Source organism: Pseudomonas sp. P65(2024) (genome assembly GCF_057480955.1).
Genome location: NZ_JBLIYX010000006.1, coordinates 131,033 through 154,236 on the forward strand (window position 1 = coordinate 131,033; position 23,204 = coordinate 154,236).

The 23,204-nt window shown below is 63.5% G+C and carries 21 protein-coding genes and 3 tRNA genes; 15 read left to right on the forward strand and 9 right to left on the reverse strand.

Annotated features, from left to right (window positions below; translation table 11 throughout):
* Positions 1-16 precede the first annotated feature (16 nt).
* The gene (locus tag AC25MA_RS11305) at positions 17-490 is read right to left on the reverse strand and encodes a Dps family protein (protein WP_028690591.1); all 474 of its coding nucleotides are present in this window, start codon (positions 488-490) and stop codon (positions 17-19) included.
* A 267-nt stretch (positions 491-757) separates the two neighbouring features.
* On the opposite strand from AC25MA_RS11305, the gene AC25MA_RS11310 reads away from it, so the two are divergent.
* The gene (locus AC25MA_RS11310; RefSeq protein WP_028690592.1) at positions 758-1,351 is read left to right on the forward strand and encodes a cold-shock protein; all 594 of its coding nucleotides are present in this window, start codon (positions 758-760) and stop codon (positions 1,349-1,351) included.
* Positions 1,352-1,370: 19 nt separating this feature from the next.
* Here AC25MA_RS11310 and AC25MA_RS11315 read toward each other — a convergent pair whose 3' ends face one another.
* Positions 1,371-1,583 carry a SlyX family protein gene (locus tag AC25MA_RS11315; RefSeq protein WP_036986089.1) on the reverse strand — a complete coding sequence of 71 codons (213 nt, stop codon included), beginning with the start codon at positions 1,581-1,583 and terminating at the stop codon, positions 1,371-1,373.
* Positions 1,584-1,585: 2 nt separating this feature from the next.
* Complete coding sequence (locus tag AC25MA_RS11320; protein WP_207851709.1) at positions 1,586-2,005, reverse strand: HIT family protein; 420 nt, start codon at positions 2,003-2,005, stop codon at positions 1,586-1,588.
* A 761-nt stretch (positions 2,006-2,766) separates the two neighbouring features.
* On the opposite strand from AC25MA_RS11320, the gene AC25MA_RS11325 reads away from it, so the two are divergent.
* The 3 genes from AC25MA_RS11325 to AC25MA_RS11335 all read left to right on the forward strand — a co-directional run bounded on the left by AC25MA_RS11325 (position 2,767) and on the right by AC25MA_RS11335 (position 6,931).
* Positions 2,767-4,083, forward strand: a complete 1,317-nt coding sequence (locus AC25MA_RS11325) for an OprD family porin (protein WP_247283464.1) — start codon at positions 2,767-2,769, stop codon at positions 4,081-4,083.
* Between the two features lie 157 nt (positions 4,084-4,240).
* Positions 4,241-5,956 carry a proline--tRNA ligase gene (locus tag AC25MA_RS11330; RefSeq protein WP_186597165.1) on the forward strand — a complete coding sequence of 572 codons (1,716 nt, stop codon included), beginning with the start codon at positions 4,241-4,243 and terminating at the stop codon, positions 5,954-5,956.
* A gap of 21 nt (positions 5,957-5,977) precedes the next feature.
* Complete coding sequence (locus tag AC25MA_RS11335) at positions 5,978-6,931, forward strand: hypothetical protein (protein WP_486972029.1); 954 nt, start codon at positions 5,978-5,980, stop codon at positions 6,929-6,931.
* Between the two features lie 31 nt (positions 6,932-6,962).
* Here the strand turns inward: AC25MA_RS11335 and dinB are convergent, their stop codons facing one another.
* Positions 6,963-8,021: a DNA polymerase IV gene (gene dinB, locus AC25MA_RS11340; RefSeq protein WP_207851745.1), complete on the reverse strand. Its 1,059-nt coding sequence runs from the start codon at positions 8,019-8,021 to the stop codon at positions 6,963-6,965.
* A gap of 210 nt (positions 8,022-8,231) precedes the next feature.
* Between dinB and AC25MA_RS11345 the strand changes: the two genes are divergently transcribed.
* The 5 genes from AC25MA_RS11345 to AC25MA_RS11365 all read left to right on the forward strand — a co-directional run bounded on the left by AC25MA_RS11345 (position 8,232) and on the right by AC25MA_RS11365 (position 12,903).
* Positions 8,232-8,308 (forward strand) — tRNA-Met (locus tag AC25MA_RS11345).
* Between the two features lie 135 nt (positions 8,309-8,443).
* Positions 8,444-8,520: transfer RNA gene (locus AC25MA_RS11350), tRNA-Met, on the forward strand.
* A gap of 124 nt (positions 8,521-8,644) precedes the next feature.
* Positions 8,645-8,721: transfer RNA gene (locus AC25MA_RS11355), tRNA-Met, on the forward strand.
* 247 nt (positions 8,722-8,968) lie between these two features.
* A complete protein-coding gene (gene mprF, locus AC25MA_RS11360; RefSeq protein WP_207851713.1) occupies positions 8,969-11,611 on the forward strand; it encodes a bifunctional lysylphosphatidylglycerol flippase/synthetase MprF in 2,643 nt (880 codons plus the stop codon).
* Positions 11,611-12,903: an AcvB/VirJ family lysyl-phosphatidylglycerol hydrolase gene (locus AC25MA_RS11365; protein WP_207851715.1), complete on the forward strand. Its 1,293-nt coding sequence runs from the start codon at positions 11,611-11,613 to the stop codon at positions 12,901-12,903. Before mprF ends, AC25MA_RS11365 begins: the two co-directional genes overlap by 1 nt.
* A gap of 35 nt (positions 12,904-12,938) precedes the next feature.
* On the opposite strand, the gene AC25MA_RS11370 is transcribed toward AC25MA_RS11365, so the two are convergent.
* Positions 12,939-14,837, reverse strand: a complete 1,899-nt coding sequence (locus tag AC25MA_RS11370) for a potassium transporter Kup (RefSeq protein ID WP_028690601.1) — start codon at positions 14,835-14,837, stop codon at positions 12,939-12,941.
* A 235-nt stretch (positions 14,838-15,072) separates the two neighbouring features.
* Between AC25MA_RS11370 and rimO the strand changes: the two genes are divergently transcribed.
* The 5 genes from rimO (at position 15,073) to tsaA (ending at position 19,130) form a co-directional block, all read left to right on the forward strand.
* A complete protein-coding gene (rimO, locus tag AC25MA_RS11375; RefSeq protein ID WP_050704462.1) occupies positions 15,073-16,404 on the forward strand; it encodes a 30S ribosomal protein S12 methylthiotransferase RimO in 1,332 nt (443 codons plus the stop codon).
* A gap of 85 nt (positions 16,405-16,489) precedes the next feature.
* Positions 16,490-16,948 carry a GNAT family N-acetyltransferase gene (locus AC25MA_RS11380; protein ID WP_028690603.1) on the forward strand — a complete coding sequence of 153 codons (459 nt, stop codon included), beginning with the start codon at positions 16,490-16,492 and terminating at the stop codon, positions 16,946-16,948.
* Between the two features lie 121 nt (positions 16,949-17,069).
* Positions 17,070-17,780, forward strand: a complete 711-nt coding sequence (locus AC25MA_RS11385) for an rRNA pseudouridine synthase (protein WP_486972030.1) — start codon at positions 17,070-17,072, stop codon at positions 17,778-17,780.
* Positions 17,781-17,969: 189 nt separating this feature from the next.
* Positions 17,970-18,431 carry a YehS family protein gene (locus AC25MA_RS11390; protein ID WP_028690605.1) on the forward strand — a complete coding sequence of 154 codons (462 nt, stop codon included), beginning with the start codon at positions 17,970-17,972 and terminating at the stop codon, positions 18,429-18,431.
* A 6-nt stretch (positions 18,432-18,437) separates the two neighbouring features.
* Entirely contained in the window at positions 18,438-19,130 is a 693-nt protein-coding gene (tsaA, locus tag AC25MA_RS11395) for a tRNA (N6-threonylcarbamoyladenosine(37)-N6)-methyltransferase TrmO (RefSeq protein ID WP_486972031.1), read from the forward strand.
* 79 nt (positions 19,131-19,209) lie between these two features.
* Here tsaA and fpr read toward each other — a convergent pair whose 3' ends face one another.
* On the reverse strand, positions 19,210-19,989 hold the full coding sequence (gene fpr, locus AC25MA_RS11400; RefSeq protein WP_028690607.1) for a ferredoxin-NADP reductase: 780 nt from the start codon (positions 19,987-19,989) through the stop codon (positions 19,210-19,212).
* Positions 19,990-20,109: 120 nt separating this feature from the next.
* Between fpr and finR the strand changes: the two genes are divergently transcribed.
* Positions 20,110-21,036, forward strand: a complete 927-nt coding sequence (gene finR, locus AC25MA_RS11405) for a LysR family transcriptional regulator FinR (protein WP_028690608.1) — start codon at positions 20,110-20,112, stop codon at positions 21,034-21,036.
* 4 nt (positions 21,037-21,040) lie between these two features.
* Here the strand turns inward: finR and AC25MA_RS11410 are convergent, their stop codons facing one another.
* The 3 genes from AC25MA_RS11410 to AC25MA_RS11420 all read right to left on the reverse strand — a co-directional run bounded on the left by AC25MA_RS11410 (position 21,041) and on the right by AC25MA_RS11420 (position 23,102).
* Entirely contained in the window at positions 21,041-21,406 is a 366-nt protein-coding gene (locus AC25MA_RS11410; protein ID WP_028690609.1) for a diacylglycerol kinase, read from the reverse strand.
* A gap of 77 nt (positions 21,407-21,483) precedes the next feature.
* On the reverse strand, positions 21,484-22,134 hold the full coding sequence (gene erdR, locus AC25MA_RS11415; RefSeq protein WP_028690610.1) for a response regulator transcription factor ErdR: 651 nt from the start codon (positions 22,132-22,134) through the stop codon (positions 21,484-21,486).
* A 257-nt stretch (positions 22,135-22,391) separates the two neighbouring features.
* Positions 22,392-23,102 carry a tRNA-uridine aminocarboxypropyltransferase gene (locus tag AC25MA_RS11420; protein ID WP_028690611.1) on the reverse strand — a complete coding sequence of 237 codons (711 nt, stop codon included), beginning with the start codon at positions 23,100-23,102 and terminating at the stop codon, positions 22,392-22,394.
* Positions 23,103-23,204 lie beyond the last annotated feature (102 nt).

The following is a 23,204-nucleotide window of genomic DNA, read 5'->3' on the forward strand; positions in this document are numbered from 1 at the left end:
GACAAGCAACCGGCAATCAGTTCCCGTCGAGCAGGACCCGCAGCATCCACGCCGTTTTCTCGTGGACCTGCATGCGCTGGGTCAGCAGGTCGGCGGTCGGCTCATCGCTGACTTTGTCCACCACCGGGAATATGCTGCGCGCGGTACGCACCACCGCCTCCTGCCCCTGCACAAGCTGGCGGATCATTTCCTCGGCGGGCGGCACGCCCTCCTCCTCCTTGATGGAAGAATGGCGGGCATAGAAGGCATAGGAACCCGGCGCCGGGAAGCCCAGTGCGCGAATGCGCTCGGCGATCGAATCAACCGCCAGGGCCAGCTCGTTGTATTGCTCCTCGAACATCAGGTGCAGAGTACGGAACGACGGACCGGTGACGTTCCAATGGAAGTTATGGGTTTTCAGATACAGCACATAGGTATCCGACAACAGGCGGGACAACCCATCGACGATGGACTTGCGATCTTCTTCACTGATACCGATATCGATTGCCATGAAGCTCCCCTTTCCATAAGGCTTGATCATCAAGCGGGCAGCAAACACTCTAACAAGAGTTGCCGCCCGGCGCATGCGGCACAGGGCCGCCCGTGCCAACCGGTTTGAGAAGCCTGCGCCTTTGCTGTTAAATAGGCAGTGTGCCACCCGTGCGGATTGTCAGTGTCGGGTGCATAGGCTGGCCCGCCACGTTTTCGCGCCTACCGTTCACGCGCACCGTGCGACCAGCTCATCCTGTGATCGGCCTTATCAATGTGAGCCAAACCAATGTTCAAGATCGTCCATCTGGTGACGGGCCTGGCGGCGTTGCTGCTATCGCTCATACCCAGCCTGAAAGCTGACGCAACACCCTTCCTGCAACAACCCGAGGCCGTCTACCTGGCGCTGCTCGGGCTGCTCAACCTGGTCATTGCCCCGGTACTGCCGCAGTACTACAAAGGCATGCGCCAGCAATTGCAACACGCCGCCAGCCTGCTGCTGGTGCTGGCTGTGGTGCTGCAGACCGTCACCCTGCTGGCCCGTCCGGAGCTGGGCAACCTGCCAGCCCTGGCCTGTGCTGTCCTGGCCTGCGCCCTGCACCTGATTGCCGGCTTCGTTCGCGGCACGCGAAAGGCCCGTTCCACCCAAGGCACTTCGCATGACGCCGGCAATCGCGATACCGGCACCGTGAAGTGGTTCAATACCTCCAAGGGCTTCGGCTTCATCTCCCGCGACTCCGGTGACGATATCTTCGTGCACTTTCGCGCCATCCGTGGCGAAGGCCACCGGGTGCTGGTCGAAGGCCAGCGCGTGGAGTTCTCGGTGATGCACCGCGACAAGGGCCTGCAGGCCGAAGACGTGGTCGCCGTCGCCCGCCGCTGACCCTTTGCCGCCGCCGCGCTCAATAATGAGGCGGCGGCGCTTCTTCTTCACCGCCGCCCTGCTGGCCGGCCATTTCCTCGTAGCGCTTGATCAGCTCCGCCATCTGCAATTGCAAGCGTTCGATTACTCGACTTTGCTCGACAATCACATCATTGAGCGCCTGCAAGCTGTCGTCCTGGAACGCCTGACGGGTCTCCAGTTCGACCATGCGCATTTCCAGCTCCTGCGACATCCTCAAGCCCCCTTGAAGCTTTCGCCCAGCAGCGCACGCACGTGCTGGCGAATGCCGTCGATCTGTTCCTGGGTGTAGCCGATGGCCGGCACCTTGCCCCAAACCGGGGCAGGCCAGGCAGCATCACCCTGGCGGCGCACGATCACATGCATGTGCAACTGGCTGACCACGTTACCCAACGCCGCGATATTCATCTTGTCGGCGGCAAAGGCATCCTTCAGCGCTTCGGCCAGGGCGGTGGTCTCGACCCACAGTTGCTGCTGGTCGGCCTCCTCGAGCTCGAACACTTCGGTGATATCGGCGCGACGCGGCACCAGGATGAACCAGGGGTAGTTGGCATCCTTGCTCAGCAGCAGGCGGCACAGCGGCAGGTCGCCCAGTACTAGGGAATCCTCCTGCAGACGCGAATCGAGGGTGAACACGGCAAACCTCCTTAAAGCGATTCTGCCCTTCCGAGCGGTCGGGCACAGGCGCGCAAGGATACTCCGCTTCGACCGCTGCCACACCCGCCGACGTCGATCCTGGGCATTTGTGGCACGCGAATGACAACATCAACGCCCTGCTTCGGTAACACTGCGCTACTTTTCGCACCAAAATGATGCCGCTCGCCAGACCTTCGCCACACATCCTTCACATAAAACAGCCAGGATAAACAATCGGCGGTAACACCTTGACTTGGAAGGCAGCTTCACAAGCAAACACAAGAAAGGATCGCGACCCACCGACGAACCGGTCGCGCCCCGTGTTTGCGGAGGTTTCCCAGCCCCGCTCAAGGCAAATGTGAAAATTTCATCAAGCGTTCGTGATTTTGAGCACGCTTGTTGCATTCGTTTCACGCCAAGTCGGCACGACCCCTGCATTGCAGGGTGGACGCGACAAATAACAACAGCGGCATCGGATAAACCAGGGAGTTTCACAAGCCGTACTTTGTATTTATACAAAAATGACGGTTTCGAGACAGCGCTGGAGTTGTACGCCCTTATATGACAGGCGTGATTTGCGACATGGAGACAACCAACAGCGACATGGCCATAAAGTTACCGAAAGGTTGTTTCTGCCCATATCGCCAAGAATAGTCCGCGTGATATACATTTTCGCCGACATAACAAGAAAGAGCCGACCCCATAACTAAAATACCCGGGTGCGGCGGTACTCTTCCTAAAAACCAAAGGAGCAAATCACGATGCGCGTGATGAAGTGGAGCATGATCGCCCTGGCCGTAGCGGCAGGGACTTCGCAGATGGCTGTCGCCTCTTCGCAGGATGAGTCCAAGGGCTTCGTCGAAGACAGCAAGCTGAATGTCAAGACCCGGATGCTGTATTTCAGCCGTGACTTCCGTAATGCCCCGGCTGGCGACCAGAGCCGTGCAGAAGAAACAGGCCTGGGCTTCCATGGTACCTTCGAATCCGGCTTCACCCAAGGCACCGTCGGCGTCGGCGTCGACGCCATCGGCCTGCTGGGCGTCAAGGTCGACAGTGGCAAGGGCCGCGCCGGCACCGGTCTGTTCCCTACCGGCTCTGACGGCCGTTCGCAAGACGATTACTCCAAGGGCTACGGCGCGGTCAAATTCCGTATTTCCGACACCGTCCTGAAATACGGCGGCCAGTACACCGCCATGCCGGTCTTTGCCACCGACGACAGCCGACTGCTGCCTGAAGTTGCCGAAGGCTTCTTGCTGACCAGCAAGGAAATCAAGGGCCTGGAACTGAACGCCGGTCATTTCACCCGTCTCGATGCCCAGGCGGCAAGCTACAAGGACAGCATCGGCGGCCTCAACGATGCGCGCGAGAAGCGTCCGGGCCTGACCGAAGCAAACGTCTTCGGTGGCACCTACGCGATTACCGACAGCCTGAGCACCACCCTCTACTATTCGCGCGTCGAGGATCACTTCCGCAAGTGGTACGGCAACGTCAACTGGGCATTGCCGATCAGCGACAAACAAGGCCTGGTGTTCGACTTCAACATCTATGACACCAAGTCCATTGGTGAAAACCGCACCGGCGCCTGGGTGAAGAAATCGGATGGCACCAACGAGCTCGACAACATTGCCGCCAGCCTCTCGGCCGCTTACAACATCGGCGCGCACACCTTCACCCTGGCCTACCAGAAAGTCAGCGGCGACGGTGACTACGCCTATGGCGTCGACGGTGGCGGCACTGTGTTCCTGGCCAACTCCATCGCCCGCTCCGACTTCAACGCCGAGGACGAGAAATCCTGGCAGGCCCGTTACGACCTGAACTTCGCCGAGTATGGCATTCCAGGCCTGACCTTCATGACCCGTTACGCTCGTGGTACCGGCGCCACCACCCGCACCACCGACAACGGCAAGGAGTGGGAACGCGACATCGATGTCAAGTACGTCCTGCAAAGCGGCCCGGCCAAGGACCTGAGCCTGCGCGTGCGTCAAGCTACCTATCGCTCCGCGGACGGTGTGTACTACGGCTCCAACTCGATCGACGAACTGCGCCTGATCGTCGAGTACCCGCTGAGCATCCTGTAAGCCCGCGCTTGCATCGCTCTGTAAATGAAGAAGCCCGGCAATCGCCGGGCTTTTTCCTGGCTGACAGAAAAGCCTGACTGCTGCATTCTGTACGCTTTCGTTTCGCCCCCGTACAATGCGGGGTCATTTCACATTCAGGCAATCGACACGGCCCACCATGCGCACCAGTCAATATTTGCTCGCCACCCAGAAAGAAACCCCTGCCGATGCAGTGGTCATCAGCCACCAGCTCATGCTGCGTGCCGGCATGATCCGCAAACTGGCCTCTGGCCTGTACACCTGGCTGCCGATGGGCCTGCGGGTGATGCGCAAGGTCGAAGCCGTGGTCCGCGAGGAAATGAACGCCGCCGGTGCCCTCGAAGTGCTGATGCCGAGCATCCAGCCGGCTGAACTGTGGCAGGAATCCGGCCGCTGGGAGCAATACGGCCCCGAGCTGCTGCGCCTGAAGGATCGCCACCAGCGCGAATTCTGCGTCGGCCCGACCCATGAAGAGGTCATCACCGACCTAGCGCGCAACGAGCTGTCCAGCTACAAGCAGCTGCCGCTGAACATGTACCAGATCCAGACCAAGTTCCGTGACGAGATCCGTCCGCGCTTCGGCCTGATGCGCGGCCGCGAGTTCATCATGAAGGACGCCTACTCCTTCCATGCCGACCAGGCTTCCCTGCAGGAAACCTACGACCGCATGCACCTGGCGTACTCCAACATCTTCACCCGCCTGGGCCTGGACTTCCGTCCGGTGCAGGCCGATACCGGTTCCATCGGTGGCAGCTACTCCCACGAGTTCCACGTGCTCGCCTCCTCCGGCGAGGACGACGTGATCTTCAGCGACACCTCCGACTACGCCGCCAACATCGAGAAGGCCGAGGCCATCCCGCGCGAAACCGTGCGTCCGGCGCCGACCGAAGAGCTGCGCCTGGTCGACACCCCGAACGCCAAGACCATCGCCGAACTGGTGGAAAACTTTGGTCTGGCGATCGAGAAGACCGTCAAGACCCTGATCGTGCACGGCGCCGAGGAAGGCAAGCTGGTCGCCCTGATCGTCCGTGGCGACCACGAACTCAACGAGATCAAGGCCGCCAAGCTGGAACAGGTCGCCGATCCGCTGGTGATGGCGTCCGACGCCGAGTTGCGCGCCGCCATCGGTGCCGGCGCAGGCTCCCTCGGCCCGCTGAACCTGCCGCTGGAGTGCATCATCGACCGCTCGGTCGCCCTGATGAGCGACTTCGGCATCGGCGCCAACATCGACGACAAGCACTACTTCGGCGTCAACTGGGAGCGCGACCTGCCGGTTCCACAGGTCGCCGACCTGCGCAACGTGGTCGAGGGCGACCCGAGCCCGGACGGCCAGGGCACCCTGGTGATCAAGCGCGGCATCGAAGTCGGCCACATCTTCCAGCTCGGCACCAAGTACAGCGAGGCGCTCAAGTGCCAGGTACTGGGTGAGAACGGCAAGCCTGTGGTGCTGTCCATGGGCTGCTACGGCATCGGCGTGTCCCGCGTGGTTGCCGCCGCCATCGAGCAGAGCTATGACGAAAAAGGCATCATCTGGAACGACGCCCTGGCCCCGTTCCAGATCGCCCTGGTACCGCTGCGCTACGAAACCGACGTAGTCCGCGAAGCCACCGACAAGCTGTATGCCGAACTGACCGCCGCCGGCTACGAGGTACTGCTGGACGACCGCGACAAGAAGACCAGCCCCGGCATCAAGTTCGCCGACATGGAGCTGATCGGCATTCCGCACCGCATCGTCGTCAGCGACCGGGGCCTTGCCGAAGGCAACCTGGAGTACAAGCACCGCACCGAATCGGAGGCCCAGGCACTGCCGCTCTCGGACGTGCTGACCTTCCTGCAGGCCCGCATCCGCCGCTGATAACCCGTTACGCGAGTGATCATGTCCAAGCGAAGTACCTACACCCTGGGGGGCGCCGCACTGTGCGGCGCCCTGCTCCTCGGCGGCTGCGCCAACCAGATGTCCCAGCGCAGCGATCATGAGGAGCGCGTCGAGCGCAAACTGCTCGAGCACAGTCTGCAGATCGATGTCGGCGAGCCGAAGGTGATGGAGCTTCCGCAACGACGTGTACGCATCCATGAGCTCAAGCGCTTCGAGGTCACCGAGTTCGAGGTGACCCGCCGCTACGACCGCTACACCCCCTACCAACCCTGGCGGGAGATCTACGAGATCCCGCTGGGCGCGGTGGCGGTGGTGGCCGGCGTTGGTGCCAACGTGGTCAACGTGTTCGCCCTGGGCAACCTGCCGGACAGCGTCACCCACGACTGGCTCAGCTATGGCCTGGCGGGGGTCAACCCGTTCATGAACGTGCAGTCCAACGGTCGCGCCCAGCAGAACCTGGCCGGTATCGACGAGGTTGAGAAGGGCAAGCGCGAGGAGTCCATCAGCCTGCCGTGGAACGAACGTCTGGTCGAGGTCAAAGCCGGCAAGATGACTCACGAGCTGACCACCGACAAGAACGGTGTGCTACGCCTGAACCTGCTCGATAGCCCGTTCTCCGAGCAGAACCTCAACCATATCGGCACCCTGCACCTGCAGGTGGTCGACGAGGACCACCAGGTGCGCGGCGATGCCAGCCTGCTGGTCAGCGGCAACCTGCGCGGCAAGCTGCTCGAGGCCCATGAGCTGATCTTCGACGATCTCGAGGACGATGATGTCGGCCAGTGGGTCCACCGGGTGAAGCGCCTGTCGGAACTGGGTCTGGAAGAAGAAGCCAGTGAACTGGAGCAGAGCCTGATCGAGCTGACCCGCAACGATCCGGAGCTGCAACAGGAGTTCCTGCAGACACTGACCAAGGCCACCGGGCGCCTGGTGGCCGATCCGGGCGCGCAGTAATACGAAGAAGGGCTGCTTTGCAGCCCTTCTTCTATGTATCTGCGAACAACTCCAACTGCTCATGCGCCCCGCGCAGATCGCGCAGCCTCACCCCAACGCCCAGCAAACGTACCGGCTTGCAACCCCGGGCAAACGCCTGGCTCAGCAACTGCCGGTAACTTTCCAGGTCCCTCCCCGCCCCCGCCTGCTCCAGGGTGGTCTGGCTGAAGTCATGGAACTTGACCTTGACGAAGGGCTTGTCGGGCCGATAGCTGCTGTCCATCCGCGCAATCCGCTCGTTCAGGCTGGCCAGCAACTCCGGCAGTCTATCCAGGCAACTGTTCAAGTCGGGCAGGTCATGGTCATAGGTGTTCTCGACGCTGACTGACTGCCGCCGGCTATCGTTCTGCACCGCACGCTCGTCGATCCCCCGCGCCAGCCCCCACAAGCGCTCGCCGAAACTGCCGAACTCGCGAACCAACGCCAGCCGCGACCAGTCGCGCAGCGACAGGCAGGTATCGATCCCCAGCCGCGAAAGCTTGTCCGCTGTCACCTTGCCAACCCCATGCAAGCGCGCCACCGGCAGATGGGCAACGAACGCCTCCACCTGGTCCGGGGTAATGACAAACAGGCCGTTGGGCTTGCGCCAGTCACTGGCAATCTTGGCCAGGAACTTGTTCGGCGCCACACCGGCAGAAACCGTGATGTGCAACTGCCGGGCCACCCGACGGCGAATGTCCTCGGCAATCCGTGTGGCGCTGCCGGCGAACCATTGGCTGTCACTGACATCCAGGTAGGCCTCGTCCAGGGACAGCGGCTCGATCAACTCGGTGTAGTCGCGAAAGATCGTATGGATCTCCCGCGACGCCTCGCGGTAGGCCTCGAAGCGCGGCTTGACGATCTCCAGGTCCGGACACAGCTTCAGGGCATGCCCGGACGCCATCGCCGAACGAACCCCGTAGGCGCGCGCCTCATAGTTGCAGGTGGCAATCACCCCGCGCTGCCCAGGCTGCCCGCCCACCGCCATGGGTCGACCGACCAGGCGCGGGTCGTCACGCATCTCGATGGCGGCGTAGAAACAGTCACAATCAATGTGGATGATCTTGCGCAGGGACATGGACGACAGCCACTACTGTAAATTCATACAGATAGTATCCCATGCCCCTGCCACGAAACAGCCTGCGCGGGACGATCGGCCTGCAAGCCCCGTCGCGACTGAGCCGCGTGCCGATTTGAGACGCTAAGGGTTTGAACAAAAAAGGATTTTTTTGAATTAATGCTTGACACCGGAAAGGAAATCCGTAGAATTCGATCTCACAGGCGCGGGATGGAGCAGCCTGGTAGCTCGTCGGGCTCATAACCCGAAGGTCGTCGGTTCAAATCCGGCTCCCGCAACCAGATTCAAAAAAAGGCCACTGTTTCGACAGTGGCCTTTTTTATTGTCTCTTGATTATCGATCAGTAAAAACATTCGAAAAATCAAACAGTAACGCTTGACTCCCAGTACAAAATCCGTAGAATTCGATTCCACAGGCGCGGGATGGAGCAGCCTGGTAGCTCGTCGGGCTCATAACCCGAAGGTCGTCGGTTCAAATCCGGCTCCCGCAACCAGATTCAAAAAAAGGCCACTGTTTCGACAGTGGCCTTTTTATTGTCTGTTGATCAGCCAAGCGACGTTGTACTTAACGTACGCACTTGACAACTCACGGCCAATCCGTATAATGCGCCCCTCTGACGCGGGATGGAGCAGCCTGGTAGCTCGTCGGGCTCATAACCCGAAGGTCGTCGGTTCAAATCCGGCTCCCGCAACCATATTCGTCAGAACGAACCCCGCCTATCGCAAGATAGCGCGGGGTTTGTTGCATTCAGCGCCCTGTAAAAGACAATCCTCCCCGCCCTCCTCGCTCCCATGCCGACCCTGCGGCTGAATGAACTATCTTTAACTATCCTGAAACAGATTAAGACGCCGGCCCGGAGTAATATTCGGATACGTTTTCCAAAGGGACTTTCACTTGGCCGTACCTCGCCTCCACCTCGCGCAGACTGCACGAGGCACCCCATGACCGCCCCCACTCCCGAAACCCAGGCGCCATTGACAGCGGCCCTGCCCACGGCGGCTCAGCGCCTGCCCTGGCTGGAGCGGCTGAGCAAGTACCGCCAGCCCATTGGGCTGGCAGTGACCTTGGTGTTGTTCGCCATGGGCCTGATTGCCTGCCGTCACCTGCTGAGCGAGCTGGATATCTACGCGCTGCATGACGCCATGCTCGAAGTACCGGCACGTTCGCTGATCGGCGCAATACTGGCCACCGTGATCGGTTTCGTGATCCTGCTGGGCTACGAATGGTCCGCCAGCCGTTATGCGGCCGTGCAACTGCCACCCCGCATCCTGGTGCTCGGCGGCTTCAGTGCCTTCGCCATCGGCAACGCCATTGGCCTGTCGATGCTGTCCGGCGGATCGGTCCGATATCGCCTCTATGCGCGCCAAGGCCTGGGCGCCGCGGAAGTCGCGCGCATGACGGTGTTTGCCAGCCTCTCGCTGGGATGCGCCCTCCCCCCCCTGGCTGCCCTGGCCACCCTGAGCGACTTGCCGGCGGCGGCAACCGCGCTACGTCTGCCCGCGCCACTGCTGGGCGGGATTGCAATTGCCGTGCTGGGGGCCGCCGCAGCCGTGGTGATGGGCCTGTATCGCCGGCGCCTACCCGAACAACCATTGGCCGACAGCCTGATGGTACAGTTCGGCCGTCGTACTCTGCGCCTTCCGGGGGCGCGCCTGACCGCGCTGCAACTGCTGATCACTGCCCTGGATGTCGCCGCCGCCGCCACCGTGCTTTATCTGCTGCTACCGGAAGCGCCGCCGTTCGGCGCCTTCGTGCTGGTCTACCTGCTGGCCCTCGCCGCCGGCGTGCTCAGCCATGTGCCGGGCGGCGTCGGCGTGTTCGAGGCGATCCTGCTGGCGGCCTTCGCCAACCAGCTGGGGGCCGCGCCACTGGCTGCCGCGCTGCTGCTGTACCGGCTGATCTACGTGGTCCTGCCGCTGTTGCTGGCCTGTGTGCTGTTGCTGGCCAACGAGGCCCGGCGCCTGATGGTCGCCCAGCAGGCGATCCGCGCCGCCTCCGGCCTAGCCGCGCCGGTGCTGGCAATCCTGGTGTTTCTCTCCGGTGTGGTGCTGCTGTTCTCCGGCGCCACCCCGGAGATCGACAGCCGTCTGGAACACATGGGCTTCCTGATTCCGCACCGCCTGATCGATGCCTCGCACTTCGGTGCCAGCCTGATCGGCGTGCTCTGCCTGCTGCTCGCCCAGGGCCTGCGCCGGCGCCTTTCGGCCGCCTGGCTGCTGACCACGGTGCTGCTGCTGGTGGGCGCGGTGCTGTCGCTGCTCAAGGGCTTCGACTGGGAAGAAGCCAGCCTGATGTGCTTCACCGCCGCCCTGCTCGCCCTGTTCCGCCGCTCGTTCTACCGCCCCAGCCGTCTGCTGGAGCTCCCGTTCTCGCCGGTGTACCTGGTAGCCAGCGCCTGCGTGGTCGGTGCCTCGGTGTGGTTGCTGCTGTTTGCCTATCAGGACGTGCCCTACACCCACAAGCTGTGGTGGCAGTTCACCCTCGATGCCGACGCGCCGCGCGGCCTGCGCGCCGCCCTCGGCAGCGCCGTGCTGCTGGTGATCGTCGCCCTGACCTGGCTGCTGCGCACCGCCCGCCCGGTCATCCATCTGCCAACCGACGACGAGTTGCAACGCGCCAACCGCATCCTGCTGGCTTCCGACCAGCCCGACGGCGGCCTGGCCCTGACCGGCGACAAGGCGCTGCTGTTCCACCCCAACGACAACGCCTTCCTCATGTATGCCCGCCGTGGCCGCAGCCTGGTGGCCCTGTACGATCCGATCGGCCCGGCCCAGGAGCGCGCCGAGATGATCTGGCAGTTCCGCGACCTGTGCGACCTGCATCATGCACGCCCGGTGTTCTACCAGGTACGCGCGGAGAACCTGCCGTTCTACATGGACATCGGCCTGACCGCGATCAAGCTCGGCGAAGAGGCCCGGGTCGACCTGCGGCGCTTCGACATCGAAGCCAAGGGCAAGGAGATGAAGGACCTGCGCTACACCTGGAACCGAGGCGGGCGGGACGGGCTGAGCCTGGAGATCCACGAGCCTGGTCAAGCGCCGCTGGCCGAGCTCAAGGAAATCTCCGACGCCTGGCTCGACGGCAAGAATGTGCGCGAGAAAGGCTTCTCCCTCGGTCGCTTCAGCCCCGAGTACCTGCAGCATTTCCGCATCGCGCTGATCCGCTTCCAGGGCCGTCCGGTGGCCTTCGCCAACCTGCTGGAAACCCGCAGCAACGAACTGGCCAGCCTCGACCTGATGCGTGCGCACCCTGAGGCACCGAAACTGACCATGGAATTCATGATGGTCGGCCTGATCCTGCACTACAAGAGCCATGACTATGGCCGATTCAGCCTGGGGATGGTCCCTCTCTCCGGCTTGCAGCCACGCCGTGGCGCCCCCTTGACCCAGCGTCTGGGCTCGATGGTGTTCCAGCGCGGCGAGCAGCTCTACAACTTCCAGGGCCTGCGGCGCTTCAAGGACAAGTTCCAGCCGGACTGGGAACCCCGCTACATGGCCGTGCCGGCCGGGCTCGACCCGCTCGTGGCACTGGCTGATACTGCCGCCCTGATCGCTGGCGGCCTGACTGGATTGGTGAAACGTTGATGATCCGACGCTATTGGCTGTACGTACTGATTCCCCTGCTGCTGGCCGTGCTGGCCGGCGCCGCGGCCTTCTGGCTGTGGACCCGGCCGGCGCCCGAGGCGCGCCTGGAGCACCTCACCCTCGACGACGGCAGTGCCCTGACCCGCGCCACCCCCGGCGTGCACGCCAAGGCCCGGGTGGCCATCGGCGTGCCCCAGGCCCAAGCCCTGACCGACAAGCAACTGCTCGACCTCAGCCAGGCCGGCGAGGCTCAGCTGGTGCAGGTGATCCTGCCGCCCGCCGACTGCGCCAAGCAGCAGGCGGCGATGGACCAGGCCCTCACCCGCCTGGCCGACAAACCGACCCTGGTCGCCGGCATCGGCCCGGGCGCGGCCCAGGCTTGGCGCTGGCTGGCCGCACAAGGCGACGACGAGGCCCGGGCCATCTCGGTGGACTTTACCGTCGAGCAGCCCGGCTGCCAGGTCGCCCTGCCCAAGTCCGCCGCCCACGGCCACTGGAACGTGGCCTGGAACGACAACCCGGATGACGCCAGCGCCGCCTTCGTGCGCGACCAGGCCAACGCCGAGACCAGCATCGCCGACTACGACATCCACCTGCCCCAGGTGCTCAAGGCCCAACTGACCCAGGCCTTGGTCGGCCATGACGGCAACGCCCTGGCGATCCCGGTGGTGGAAGTTCCGGCCGGGCAGACCACCGACACCGTGACCCTGTTCCTTTCCGGCGACGGCGGCTGGCGCGACCTGGACCGCGACGTGGCCGGCGAGATGGCCAAGCTCGGCTACCCGGTGGTCGGCATCGACACCCTGCGTTATTACTGGCAGCACAAGACCCCGGAACAGAGCGCCGCCGACCTGTCCGAACTGATGCAGCACTACCGCCAGAAATGGGGCACCAAGCGCTTCGTGCTGACCGGCTACTCGTTCGGCGCCGATGTGCTGCCGGCCATCTACAACCGCCTCTCCGAGGAAGACCAGAAGCGTATCGACGCGGTGATCCTGCTGGCCTTCGCCCGCAGCGGCAGCTTCGAGATCGAGGTGGAGGGCTGGCTGGGCAAGGAAGGCCAGGAGGCGCCGACCGGACCTGAGATGGCCAGGTTGCCAGCAGCGAAGGTGGTGTGCATCTATGGCGTCGAAGAGACCGACGAGAGCGGCTGCACTGACAAGACAGCCGTGGGCGAGCGCATGAAGCTGCCGGGCGGCCATCACTTCGACGAGAACTACCCGGCGCTGGCCAAGCGCCTGATCGGCGAGATCGAGACCCGCCAGGGAAAGGCCAACGTCGCTGAAAAATGACAGGGAAAAGGGCCGCTTCGCGGCCCTGACCCAGCTTAGATCTCGACCTGTGTCCCCAACTCGATCACCCGATTGAGCGGCAGGTTGAAGAACCGCAAGTTGCCGTTGGCGTTCTTCAGCAGGAACGCGAACAGGTTCCCGCGCCAGCGCGACATGCCTTCAAGGCGCGAGGCGATCACCGTTTCCCGGCTGAGGAAGTAGGTGGTGCGCATCGGGCTGAAGTCCAGCGCGTCCAGGTGGCACAGCTTCAGCGCCGCCGGCACGTCTGGCTCGTCCATGAAGCCGAAGTGCAGCAGCACCCGGAAGAACCCGTCGCCATAGGCTTCCACCTCGAACCGTTCGTGCTCCGGCACCCTGGGCCGGTCTTCGCTGACCACCGTCAGCAGCACCACCTGGCTGTGCAACACCTGGTTGTGCAGCATGTTGTGCAGCAGCGCATGGGGCACGGCATCGGGCCGGGCAGTGAGGAACACCGCGGTGCCCTCCACCCGGTGCGGCGGCTGCACGCGAATGCTGCTGATGAACACCGGCAACGGCAGCGCGCCTTCATCGATGCGATCGACCAGGATCTGCTTGCCGCGCTTCCAGGTACTCATCAGCACGAACAGCACGATCCCCGCCAAGACCGGGAAGGCACCACCCTGGACAATCTTCGGCACGTTGGCGGCGAAGAACAGCCCGTCGACCAGCAGGAAGCCCACCAGCAGCGGCACCGCCAGCACCGGTGGCCACTTCCACAGCAGCAGCATGACCGCCGACACCAGGATCGTGGTCATCAACATGGTGCCGGTCACTGCCACGCCGTAGGCGGCGGCCAGGGCGCCGGAGGACTCGAAACCGATCACCAGCAGCACCACGCCAACCATCAGCGTCCAATTCACCGCGCCGATGTAGATCTGCCCCTGCTCGTCGCTGGAAGTGTGCTGGATCTGCATGCGCGGCACGTAGCCCAGCTGGATGGCCTGTCGGGTCAGGGAGAAGGCACCGGAAATCACGGCTTGCGAAGCGATCACCGTGGCCATGGTGGCCAACCCGACCAGCGGCAGCAACGCCCAACTCGGCGCCAGCAGGTAGAACGGGTTGCGCGCCGCCTCCGGGTTCTGCAGCAGCATCGCACCCTGGCCGAAGTAGTTGAGCACCAGCGCCGGCAGCACCAGGGCGAACCAGGCGCGGGCGATGGGCTTGCGGCCAAAGTGGCCCATGTCGGCGTACAGGGCCTCGGCGCCGGTCAGCGCCAGCACCACAGCACCGAGAATCGCCACCCCCATGCCCGGATGAACGATGAAGAAGTTCAGCGCCCAGCCCGGGTTGAAGGCCTTGAGCACTTCCGGGCTCTGCGAGATGCCGTGCACCCCGAGCGCCGCCAGGGCCAGGAACCAGGCGACCATGATCGGGCCGAAGGCCTTGCCGATCTTCTCCGTACCGTGTTTCTGCACCAGGAACAGCGCCACCAGTACCACCAGCGAAATCGGCACCACCCAGTGGTCGATGCCCTCGAACGCCAGGCCCATGCCCTCCACCGCCGAGAGCACCGACACCGCCGGGGTGATCATGCTGTCGCCGTAGAACAGCGAGGCGCCGACCAGGCCGCAACCGACCATCAGCATGCGCAACCGCGGGTACTGCGCCGTGGCCCGCCGCGCCAACGCGGTCAGGGCCATGGTGCCGCCCTCGCCCTGGTTGTCGGCGCGCAGGATGAACATCACGTACTTGAACGACACCACCCAGAGCAGCGACCAGAGGATCAACGACAGGATGCCCAGCACCCCGTCATGGTTGACCTGTACGCCATAACCACCGGTAAAGACCTCTTTGAGGGTGTAAAGCGGACTGGTGCCGATATCGCCATAGACCACCCCAACAGCTGCCACCAGCAGGCCCAGCGGCCGTGCCGCGCCCTGTCCGCCTTCGGCGTGACTGCTTGCCTGAACCATCGACCACTCCCGCAGACGGCCATCTAGACCGGTTGAATTCCTACCCGCGCCGGGCCATCCCGGATGCCCCGGCGCAACGGCGCGAAGCATAGCGCAGCGTTCGTCGTATTTCTGCTGGTAAAGCGACCTTGCGCTCGCTAGAATTGCGCACTTTTTGATCAGAGGCGCCAAAAGCGTCCGCCAGGATCGCCCCCGTTACCGGTCGGGCGACCTGTATTCAATACCGAGGTTAGCCATGTCCACCACTCCCGCCACCCCAAAGGTCGGCTTCGTTTCCCTGGGTTGCCCCAAGGCCCTGGTCGATTCCGAACGCATCCTGACCCAGCTGCGCATGGAAGGCTATGAAGTCGTGCCTACCTACGATGGCGCCGACGTGGTGGTGGTCAACACCTGCGGCTTCATCGACAGCGCCAAGGCCGAGTCGCTGGAAGTGATCGGCGAGGCGATCAAGGAGAACGGCAAGGTCATCGTCACCGGCTGCATGGGTGTCGAGGAAGGCAATATCCGCGACGTGCACCCCAGCGTGCTGTCGGTCAGTGGCCCCCAGCAGTACGAGCAGGTGGTCAACGCCGTGCACGAGGTGGTGCCGCCACGCCAGGACCACAACCCGCTGATCGACCTGGTGCCGCCGCAAGGCATCAAGCTGACCCCGCGCCATTATGCCTACCTGAAGATTTCCGAAGGCTGCAACCACAGCTGCAGCTTCTGCATCATCCCATCGATGCGCGGCAAGCTGGTCAGCCGTCCGGTCGGTGAAGTGCTGAGCGAGGCCGAGCGCCTGGTCAAGGCCGGCGTCAAGGAGATCCTGGTGATTTCCCAGGACACCAGCGCCTACGGCGTCGACGTCAAGTACAAGACCGACTTCTGGAACGGCCGCCCGGTCAAGACCCGCATGCTCGAGCTGTGCGAGGCCTTGAGCAGCCTGGGCGCCTGGGTGCGCCTGCACTATGTCTACCCGTACCCGAACGTCGACGACGTGATCCCGCTGATGGCAGCTGGCAAGATCCTGCCGTACCTGGACATTCCGTTCCAGCACGCCAGCCCCAAGGTGCTCAAGTCGATGAAGCGCCCGGCCTTCGAAGACCGCACCCTGGCGCGCATCAAGAGCTGGCGCGAGCAGTGCCCGGAGCTGGTGATCCGTTCGACCTTCATCGTCGGCTTCCCCGGCGAGACCGAGGAAGACTTCCAGTACCTGCTCGACTGGCTGACCGAAGCCCAGCTCGACCGCGTCGGCTGCTTCCAGTACTCGCCGGTCGAAGGCGCCCCGGCCAATGACCTGGGCCTGGATGAAGTACCGGACGACGTCAAGCAGGAACGTTGGGACCGCTTCATGGCCCACCAGCAGGCGATCAGCGCCGCGCGCCTGCAACAGCGCATCGGCAAGGAGATCGAAGTGCTGATCGACGAGGTCGAGGAGCAGGGCTCGGTCGGTCGTAGCTTCTTCGACGCGCCGGAAATCGACGGCAACGTGTTCATCGACGGCGACCACGGCTTCAAGCCGGGCGACAAGGTCCGTTGCCGCATCGTCGATGCCGACGAGTACGACATGTGGGCCGAGCCCGTCTGAGCGATGCTCGCCTGAAGATACCCCGCCCACTGGCGGGGTATTTTTTTGCATCTATGTTTTCCTCAATGGCCCCGAGGATCACAGGATGTCGCCCACCGTCACGCTGCAAACGCCCCACTTGAGCGACTACCCCGAACTGGTGCGGGTGTGGGAGGCGTCGGTGCGCGCCACCCACGACTTCCTGCCCGACGGCTACATCGTGCTGCTGCGCGAGCATGTGCTGCGCAAATACCTCGACGCGGTGATGCTGGTCTGCTGCAAGGACGCCAGGCGACGCATCCTCGGCTTCGCCGGCGTGGCCAATGGCCGTGTCGACATGCTCTTCGTCGCGCCGCAGTACCGTGGCCAGGGTATTGGCCAACGCCTGCTGCGGCATGCTGTAAGAGAGCTCAATGCCGAACGCCTGGACGTCAACGAGCAGAACCCGCAGGCCCTGGGCTTTTATCTGCACGAAGGCTTCGAGGTGTACGGGCGCTCGGAAACCGACGGCCTGGGGCAGCCCTATCCCCTGCTGCACATGAGGCTAGTTCGTACAACGTCCTAGGACAAAAGCCAAGGAAACCACCACCCCGCTCCGAAATGGCGCAAATGACATCGATTTGCAGCCGCTACCCTGCGCAGGCAGGTACAATGAAAGCTTTCCCTACCGCGTGATGCCCGTGTCCATGTCCGAACCCATTCGTCTCTCCAAACGCCTCATCGAACAGCTTGGCTGCTCCCGCCGAGAGGCCGAACTGTACATCGAGGGAGGCTGGGTCACGGTCGACGGCGAGGTGGTCGAACAGCCGCAGTTCAAGGTCGCCGGGCAACGCATCGAACTGCTCCCAGGCGCCCGTGCCGAAACGCTTGAACCGGTGACACTGCTGCTCAACCAGCAGGCCGGACAGGACGTCGCCAGCGCCCAGGCAGGCGTGAGCATGGCCAGCCTCAGCGAAGCGCACCGCGAAGGCGTGCGCCCGCTGCACGGGCATTTCGCCCGCCAGGCCTGTGTCGCCCCGCTGCTGCCAGGCGCCAGCGGCCTGCAACTGTTCACCCAGGACTGGCGGGTGACCCGCAAGCTCGACGCCGACCTGCGCCGAATGGAGCAGGAATACATCGTCCAGGTCAGCGGTGAAGCCAAGCCAGGCGCTCTCGAGCGTCTGGCCCGCGGTGTCGAGCGCAAGGGCGTCGAACTGCCGAAGGCCAAGGCCAGCTGGCAGAACGAACAGCACCTGCGCATGGTCCTGAAGAACCCGCAGCCCGGGTTGATCGAACAACTGTGCGAAACCGCCGGCCTCAAGGTCCTGGCGATGCGCCGCATTCGCCTGGGCGGCGTGTCGATGGGCAAGCTGCCAGTGGGCCAGTGGCGCTATGTGGCCGCTGCAGAACGCTTCTAGGGTCTGTACGAAATGTGTCTGCGCGAAGGCCAGACAAGGCGAAACGGGGGGAAGCGGAGTGTACTGGAGTACATGAGCATTCCGAGCCCCGTTTCAACGCAGTATGGGCGAGTGCAGATACATTTCGTACAGAGCCCAGCATTACCGCCGCGCAAAGACTGACACGGCAACAGAACAGGATTCGCTGCAATGAACCACAACGATGTACTGCGCAGCCTGCGCTACATGCTCAAGGCCAACGACCAGAAGCTGGCCGAGATTATCAAGCTCTCGGGCCTGGAAGTTTCCGCCGAGGCCATCGCCGGCTACGTCAAGAAAGAAGAGGAGCCTGGCTTCGTGCGCTGCCCGGAGAAGGTCATGGCGCACTTCCTCGACGGCCTGGTGATCCACCGTCGCGGTCGTGACGACAGCCGCCCACCGCAGCCGATCGAAGTACCGGTGACCAACAACACCGTACTCAAGAAGCTGCGGGTGGCCTTCGAGCTGAAGGAAGACGACCTGCACGCAGTGCTCAAGTCAGTCAATTTCCCGGTGTCCAAGCCCGAGCTGAGCGCATTGTTCCGCAAGGTCGGCCACGACAACTACCGGCCCTGCGGCGACCAGTTGCTGCGCAATTTCCTCAAGGGCCTGACCCTGCGCGTGCGCGGCTGAGCCGTGATGCAGCATAGCGTCTCGCCGGTCGGCATCGTCCGTTCCTGCTTCAAGGAAAAGTTCGCCATCCCGCGCCAGCCCCAGCTGGCGCCGGCCGCCCGTGGCGTGCTGGAGCTGCTGCCGCCCTTTGACCAGGGCGATGCCGTCGAAGGGCTGGAACAGGTCAGCCATGTGTGGCTGCTGTTCCTGTTCCACCAGGCACTGGAAAACAAGCCACGCCTGAAGGTGCGGCCACCGCGCCTGGGCGGCAACAAGAGCATGGGGGTGTTCGCCACCCGGGCCACCCACCGGCCCAATGGCATCGGCCAGTCAGTGGTGCGCCTGGAAGGCGTCGAACCGGGGCGTCTGCTGCTGTCGGGGATCGACCTGCTGGACGGTACGCCGGTGCTGGATATCAAGCCTTACGTGCCGTATGCGGACAGCGTCGCCGAGGCATCGAACCTGATGGCCAGTGATGCGCCGGAGCCGATCAGGGTGCAATGGAGCGAGAGCGCACTGCCCCAGGCACACACCCACGCACTGCGCCTGGGCGAACCCTTGGTCGAGCTGATCGAGCAGTGCCTGGCCCAGGATCCACGCCCGGCCTACCAGGTGCCACCGCCCGAACGAGTGTATGGGGTGAAGTTCTGGGATGTGCAGGTGCGCTGGCATTATCCGCAGCCGGATGTGATTCGGGTGCTGGAGGTGACGCCGGAGTAATGGGGTGTCGATAAGACCCACATTCCAGGCATAAAAAAAACGCAGGCCAAGCCTGCGTTTTTAATGCCTGCCGCTCGCCTTACTTCTCGACGAACGCACGCTCGATCAGGTAGTCACCTGGCTCACGCATGCGCGGGGAGATCTTCAGGCCGAAGCTGTCGAGCACTTCGCTGGTCTCGTCGAGCATGCTCGGGCTGCCGCAGATCATCGCGCGGTCGTCCTGCGGGTTGATCGGTGGCAGACCGATGTCGCTGAACAGCTTGCCACTGCGCATCAGGTCGGTCAGGCGACCCTGGTTTTCGAAAGGCTCGCGAGTCACGGTCGGGTAGTAGATCAGCTTGTCACGCACCGCGTCACCGAAGAACTCGTTCTGCGGCAGGTGCTCGGTAATGAACTCGCGGTAGGCCACTTCGTTGACGTAACGCACGCCGTGAACCAGTATCACTTTCTCAAAGCGCTCGTAGGTCTCCGGGTCCTGGATGACACTCATGAACGGCGCCAGGCCGGTGCCGGTGCTCAGCAGATACAGGTGCTTGCCCGGGTTCAGGTCATCCAGCACCAAGGTACCGGTAGGTTTCTTGCTGATGATGATCTCGTCGCCTTCCTTCAGGTGCTGCAACTGCGAGGTCAGCGGGCCGTCCGGCACCTTGATGCTGAAGAACTCCAGATGCTCTTCCCAGTTCGGCGAGGCGATGGAGTAGGCGCGCATGAGCGGACGGCCGCTGTCCTGCTGCAGGCCGATCATCACGAACTGACCGTTCTCGAAGCGCAGGCCCGGATCACGGGTGCACTTGAAGCTGAACAGGGTGTCGTTCCAGTGGTGCACACTGAGGACACGTTCGTGGTTCATGTTGCTCATCGATGGGGCTCCTGAAGGAAAACGCGGCGCGCGCAAGACGCGCAGTTGCGCGATAGTTTAGGGGCAGCGACAATATCTGTTAACTGAATTATCAAGATATGTGTTATCGGTTATATAGATATGCGATTCACACTCCGTCAGCTCCAGGTATTCGTCGCCGTCGCCCAGCACCAGAGCGTGTCCCGGGCCGCCGGCGTGCTGGCCTTGTCGCAATCGGCCGCCAGCACCTCGATCACCGAACTGGAGCGCCAGTCCAGCTGCCAGCTGTTCGACCGCGCCGGCAAGCGCCTGAGTCTCAATGCTCTGGGCCATCAACTGCTGCCCCAGGCCGTGGCCCTGCTCGACCAGGCCAAGGAGATCGAGGACCTGCTCAACGGCAAGTCGGGGTTCGGCTCGCTGGCCGTCGGCGCCACGCTGACGATCGGCAACTACCTGGCCACCCTGCTGATCGGCAGCTTCATGCAGGTACACCCGGAAAGCCAGGTCAAGCTGCACGTGCAGAACACCGCGCATATAGTGCAACAGGTCGCCCACTATGAAATTGACCTGGGTCTAATCGAAGGTGACTGCAACCATCCCGATCTTGAGGTTCAGCCCTGGGTGGAGGACGAGCTGGTGGTGTTCTGTGCGCCCCAGCATCCCCTGGCCAAGGTCGGCCATGCCGGTATCGAGCAGTTATCCCATGAAGCCTGGATCCTGCGCGAGCAGGGCTCGGGCACGCGCCTGACCTTCGACCAGGCCATGCGCCATCACCGTGCCAACCTGAACATCCGCCTGGAACTGGAACATACCGAGGCGATCAAGCGTGCCGTGGAGTCGGGCCTGGGCATCGGCTGCATCTCACGCCTGGCCCTGCGGGATGCTTTCCGCCGCGGCAGCCTGGTACCGGTGGAGACCCCGACCCTGGACCTGGCGCGGCAGTTCTACTTCATCTGGCACAAACAGAAGTACCAGACCTCGGCCATGCGCGAGTTCCTCGAACTGTGCCGCAGCTTTACTGCAGGCGTGCGGCGCAGCGACGAAATCGTGCTGCCGCCGATCGCTTGAAGGCTCAACCAAGCAGGATCACACCCCAGACCACCGCAACCATGCTCATGGCCACCAGCTGCGCGGCGCTGCCCATGTCCTTGGCGTTCTTCGACAGCGGGTGGCGGTCGAGGGAAATGCGGTCGATGGCCGCCTCCACCGCCGAATTGAGCAATTCGACGATCAGCCCCAGCAGGCACACGGCAATGAGGATCGCCCGCTCACCGCGACTGACCGGCAGCCAGAAGGCCAGCGGCACCAGCACCACGTTGAGCAGCACCAGCTGCCGGAAGGCGGCCTCGCCCTTGAAGGCGGTGCGCAGACCGTCCAGCGAATAGCTGGCGGCGTTGACGATACGTTTGAGGCCGGTCTGGCCTTTGAATGGCGACATGTGTGTCCGTCACTTCACCGGAGAAAGGCCCGAAGGCTAGTCCAGCCTGAGTCAAAAAAGCGTGAATGCACGGGTACTTAGCTGGCCGAAACCGATTCAAGTTGTTGCAGCAGCAGCGCCGCCTGGGTCCGCGTGCGCACCCCCAGCTTGCGGAAGATCGCCGTCACGTGGGCCTTGATGGTCGCCTCGGAAACGTTCAGTTCATAGGCGATCTGCTTGTTCAGCAGCCCTTCGCAGACCATGGTCAGCACGCGGAACTGCTGCGGGGTGAGGCTGGCCAGGCCTTCGCTGGCGGCCTTGGCCTCGGCCGACACATCGACCTTGTCGAATGCCTGCGGCGGCCACCAGACATCGCCATCGAGCACGTTGCGCACAGCTTCCTGGATCTTGCTGAGCTCGCTGGACTTGGGGATGAAGCCGCTGGCGCCGAATTCGCGGGACTTGACCACGACGGCCGCCTCTTCCTGGGCCGAGACCATCACCACCGGGATCTGCGGGTACTGGCCGCGCAGCAGGACCAGGCCGGAGAAGCCATAGGCGCCGGGCATGTTCAGGTCCAGCAGGACCAGGTCCCAGTCGGCTTTCTCGGTGAGGCTGGTTTCCAGTTCGGCGATGCTCGCCACCTCGACCAGGCGCACGTCCGGGCCCAGGCCGAGGGTAACGGCCTGGCGCAGTGCGCTGCGAAACAGCGGGTGGTCATCGGCAATCAGGATTTCGTATGTGGCCATCGATCTATGGATCCTGTTCTGTGCCAGGCGCAGGGGATACGGGAGACGCCTGGCGGGCAACTCATGGCGCGAACGGCAGGGCCGCGGGCCGGGATGGCACGGCGAAGTCCGGGATAACAGCAGCTTCGTCGTGCCCGAAGCGGCGCCAAGGATGCCGAGCACGCCCCGGGTGGTCAAGCCACTTGCCCGGTCGAACCCGCCTACCCTGGCTGCCAGCCCCGACAGTATGAACCAATCCGTCGCGCCTGCCCCTTGGACTATAGGAAGGTATGCAAACGCTGGTGGACCTCGTCCTGCTCGTCCAGCGGCAGGCGCCGCTTGCCACTGAGATAGTGCAGGCTGAAGACGTCCAGGTAGGCGTCCAGGGCCTGCGAAGCCTGGCCGTCGCCGGCCAGTTCCAGGCACATGGCGGCCACTTCGGCGGTGCAGAAGTGGTCATCACGCTTGGAACGGCGCAGGCGGTAGCGCGACATCTGCTCGGGCTGCAGGCTCAGCACCGGGAAGCGATCGAGGTAAGGGCTCTTGCGGAACATCTTGCGCGCCTCGGTCCAGGTGGCGTCGAGCAAGATGAACAACGGGCGCTTGCCCGGCTCGCGCACGACTTCGCTGACCACCCGATCTTCCTTGACGAACTCGCCCGGAAAGACGATGTAGGGCTGCCAGCGGGGATCGTCCAGCAGCGCCAGCAGCCCCTCGTCCACCGAGGTGCGCAGCCAGCCGAACGCCGAGGTGTCCTCGATCACATCGGCGATCAACCAACCGGTGTTGGTCGGCTTCAGCGGCTCGGTATCGTGCATCAGCAGGCACATGCCGGACTCGGCCGGCACCCGGGGTTTCCAGGCGCACAGGCAGTGCGTGGCGATCACCCGGCAATCCGGGCAACGCTCGGCGCGCGAGCCTCGGGCGACAAAGGGTTTGATGCTGCGCGCCAGGCGTTCGGCGCGCAGGCGTGCTACCGCGTGGCTCATGGCAACAGGCCTTGGCAGGGAAGTGGGAGGGGCACGGCGACGACTCGATGAAAACAAGGCGCCAAGTCTACCAGAGCCCACGTCATTTGCCGTGCAGCCAGC

Coding starts and splice junctions, on each gene's coding strand:
- AC25MA_RS11315 (WP_036986089.1), bottom strand. CDS start 1,583: ATGTCGCAGGAGCTGGAAATGCGCATGGTCGAACTGGAGACCCGTCAG.
- mprF (WP_207851713.1), top strand. CDS start 8,969: ATGACCGCCCCCACTCCCGAAACCCAGGCGCCATTGACAGCGGCCCTG.
- AC25MA_RS11305 (WP_028690591.1), bottom strand. CDS start 490: ATGGCAATCGATATCGGTATCAGTGAAGAAGATCGCAAGTCCATCGTC.
- AC25MA_RS11310 (WP_028690592.1), top strand. CDS start 758: ATGTTCAAGATCGTCCATCTGGTGACGGGCCTGGCGGCGTTGCTGCTA.
- AC25MA_RS11410 (WP_028690609.1), bottom strand. CDS start 21,406: ATGTCGCCATTCAAAGGCCAGACCGGCCTCAAACGTATCGTCAACGCC.
- fpr (WP_028690607.1), bottom strand. CDS start 19,989: ATGAGCAACATGAACCACGAACGTGTCCTCAGTGTGCACCACTGGAAC.
- finR (WP_028690608.1), top strand. CDS start 20,110: ATGCGATTCACACTCCGTCAGCTCCAGGTATTCGTCGCCGTCGCCCAG.
- AC25MA_RS11330 (WP_186597165.1), top strand. CDS start 4,241: ATGCGCACCAGTCAATATTTGCTCGCCACCCAGAAAGAAACCCCTGCC.
- erdR (WP_028690610.1), bottom strand. CDS start 22,134: ATGGCCACATACGAAATCCTGATTGCCGATGACCACCCGCTGTTTCGC.
- tsaA (WP_486972031.1), top strand. CDS start 18,438: ATGCAGCATAGCGTCTCGCCGGTCGGCATCGTCCGTTCCTGCTTCAAG.
- AC25MA_RS11335 (WP_486972029.1), top strand. CDS start 5,978: ATGTCCAAGCGAAGTACCTACACCCTGGGGGGCGCCGCACTGTGCGGC.
- AC25MA_RS11365 (WP_207851715.1), top strand. CDS start 11,611: ATGATCCGACGCTATTGGCTGTACGTACTGATTCCCCTGCTGCTGGCC.
- rimO (WP_050704462.1), top strand. CDS start 15,073: ATGTCCACCACTCCCGCCACCCCAAAGGTCGGCTTCGTTTCCCTGGGT.
- AC25MA_RS11370 (WP_028690601.1), bottom strand. CDS start 14,837: ATGGTTCAGGCAAGCAGTCACGCCGAAGGCGGACAGGGCGCGGCACGG.
- AC25MA_RS11385 (WP_486972030.1), top strand. CDS start 17,070: ATGTCCGAACCCATTCGTCTCTCCAAACGCCTCATCGAACAGCTTGGC.
- AC25MA_RS11380 (WP_028690603.1), top strand. CDS start 16,490: ATGTCGCCCACCGTCACGCTGCAAACGCCCCACTTGAGCGACTACCCC.
- AC25MA_RS11390 (WP_028690605.1), top strand. CDS start 17,970: ATGAACCACAACGATGTACTGCGCAGCCTGCGCTACATGCTCAAGGCC.
- AC25MA_RS11325 (WP_247283464.1), top strand. CDS start 2,767: ATGCGCGTGATGAAGTGGAGCATGATCGCCCTGGCCGTAGCGGCAGGG.
- AC25MA_RS11420 (WP_028690611.1), bottom strand. CDS start 23,102: ATGAGCCACGCGGTAGCACGCCTGCGCGCCGAACGCCTGGCGCGCAGC.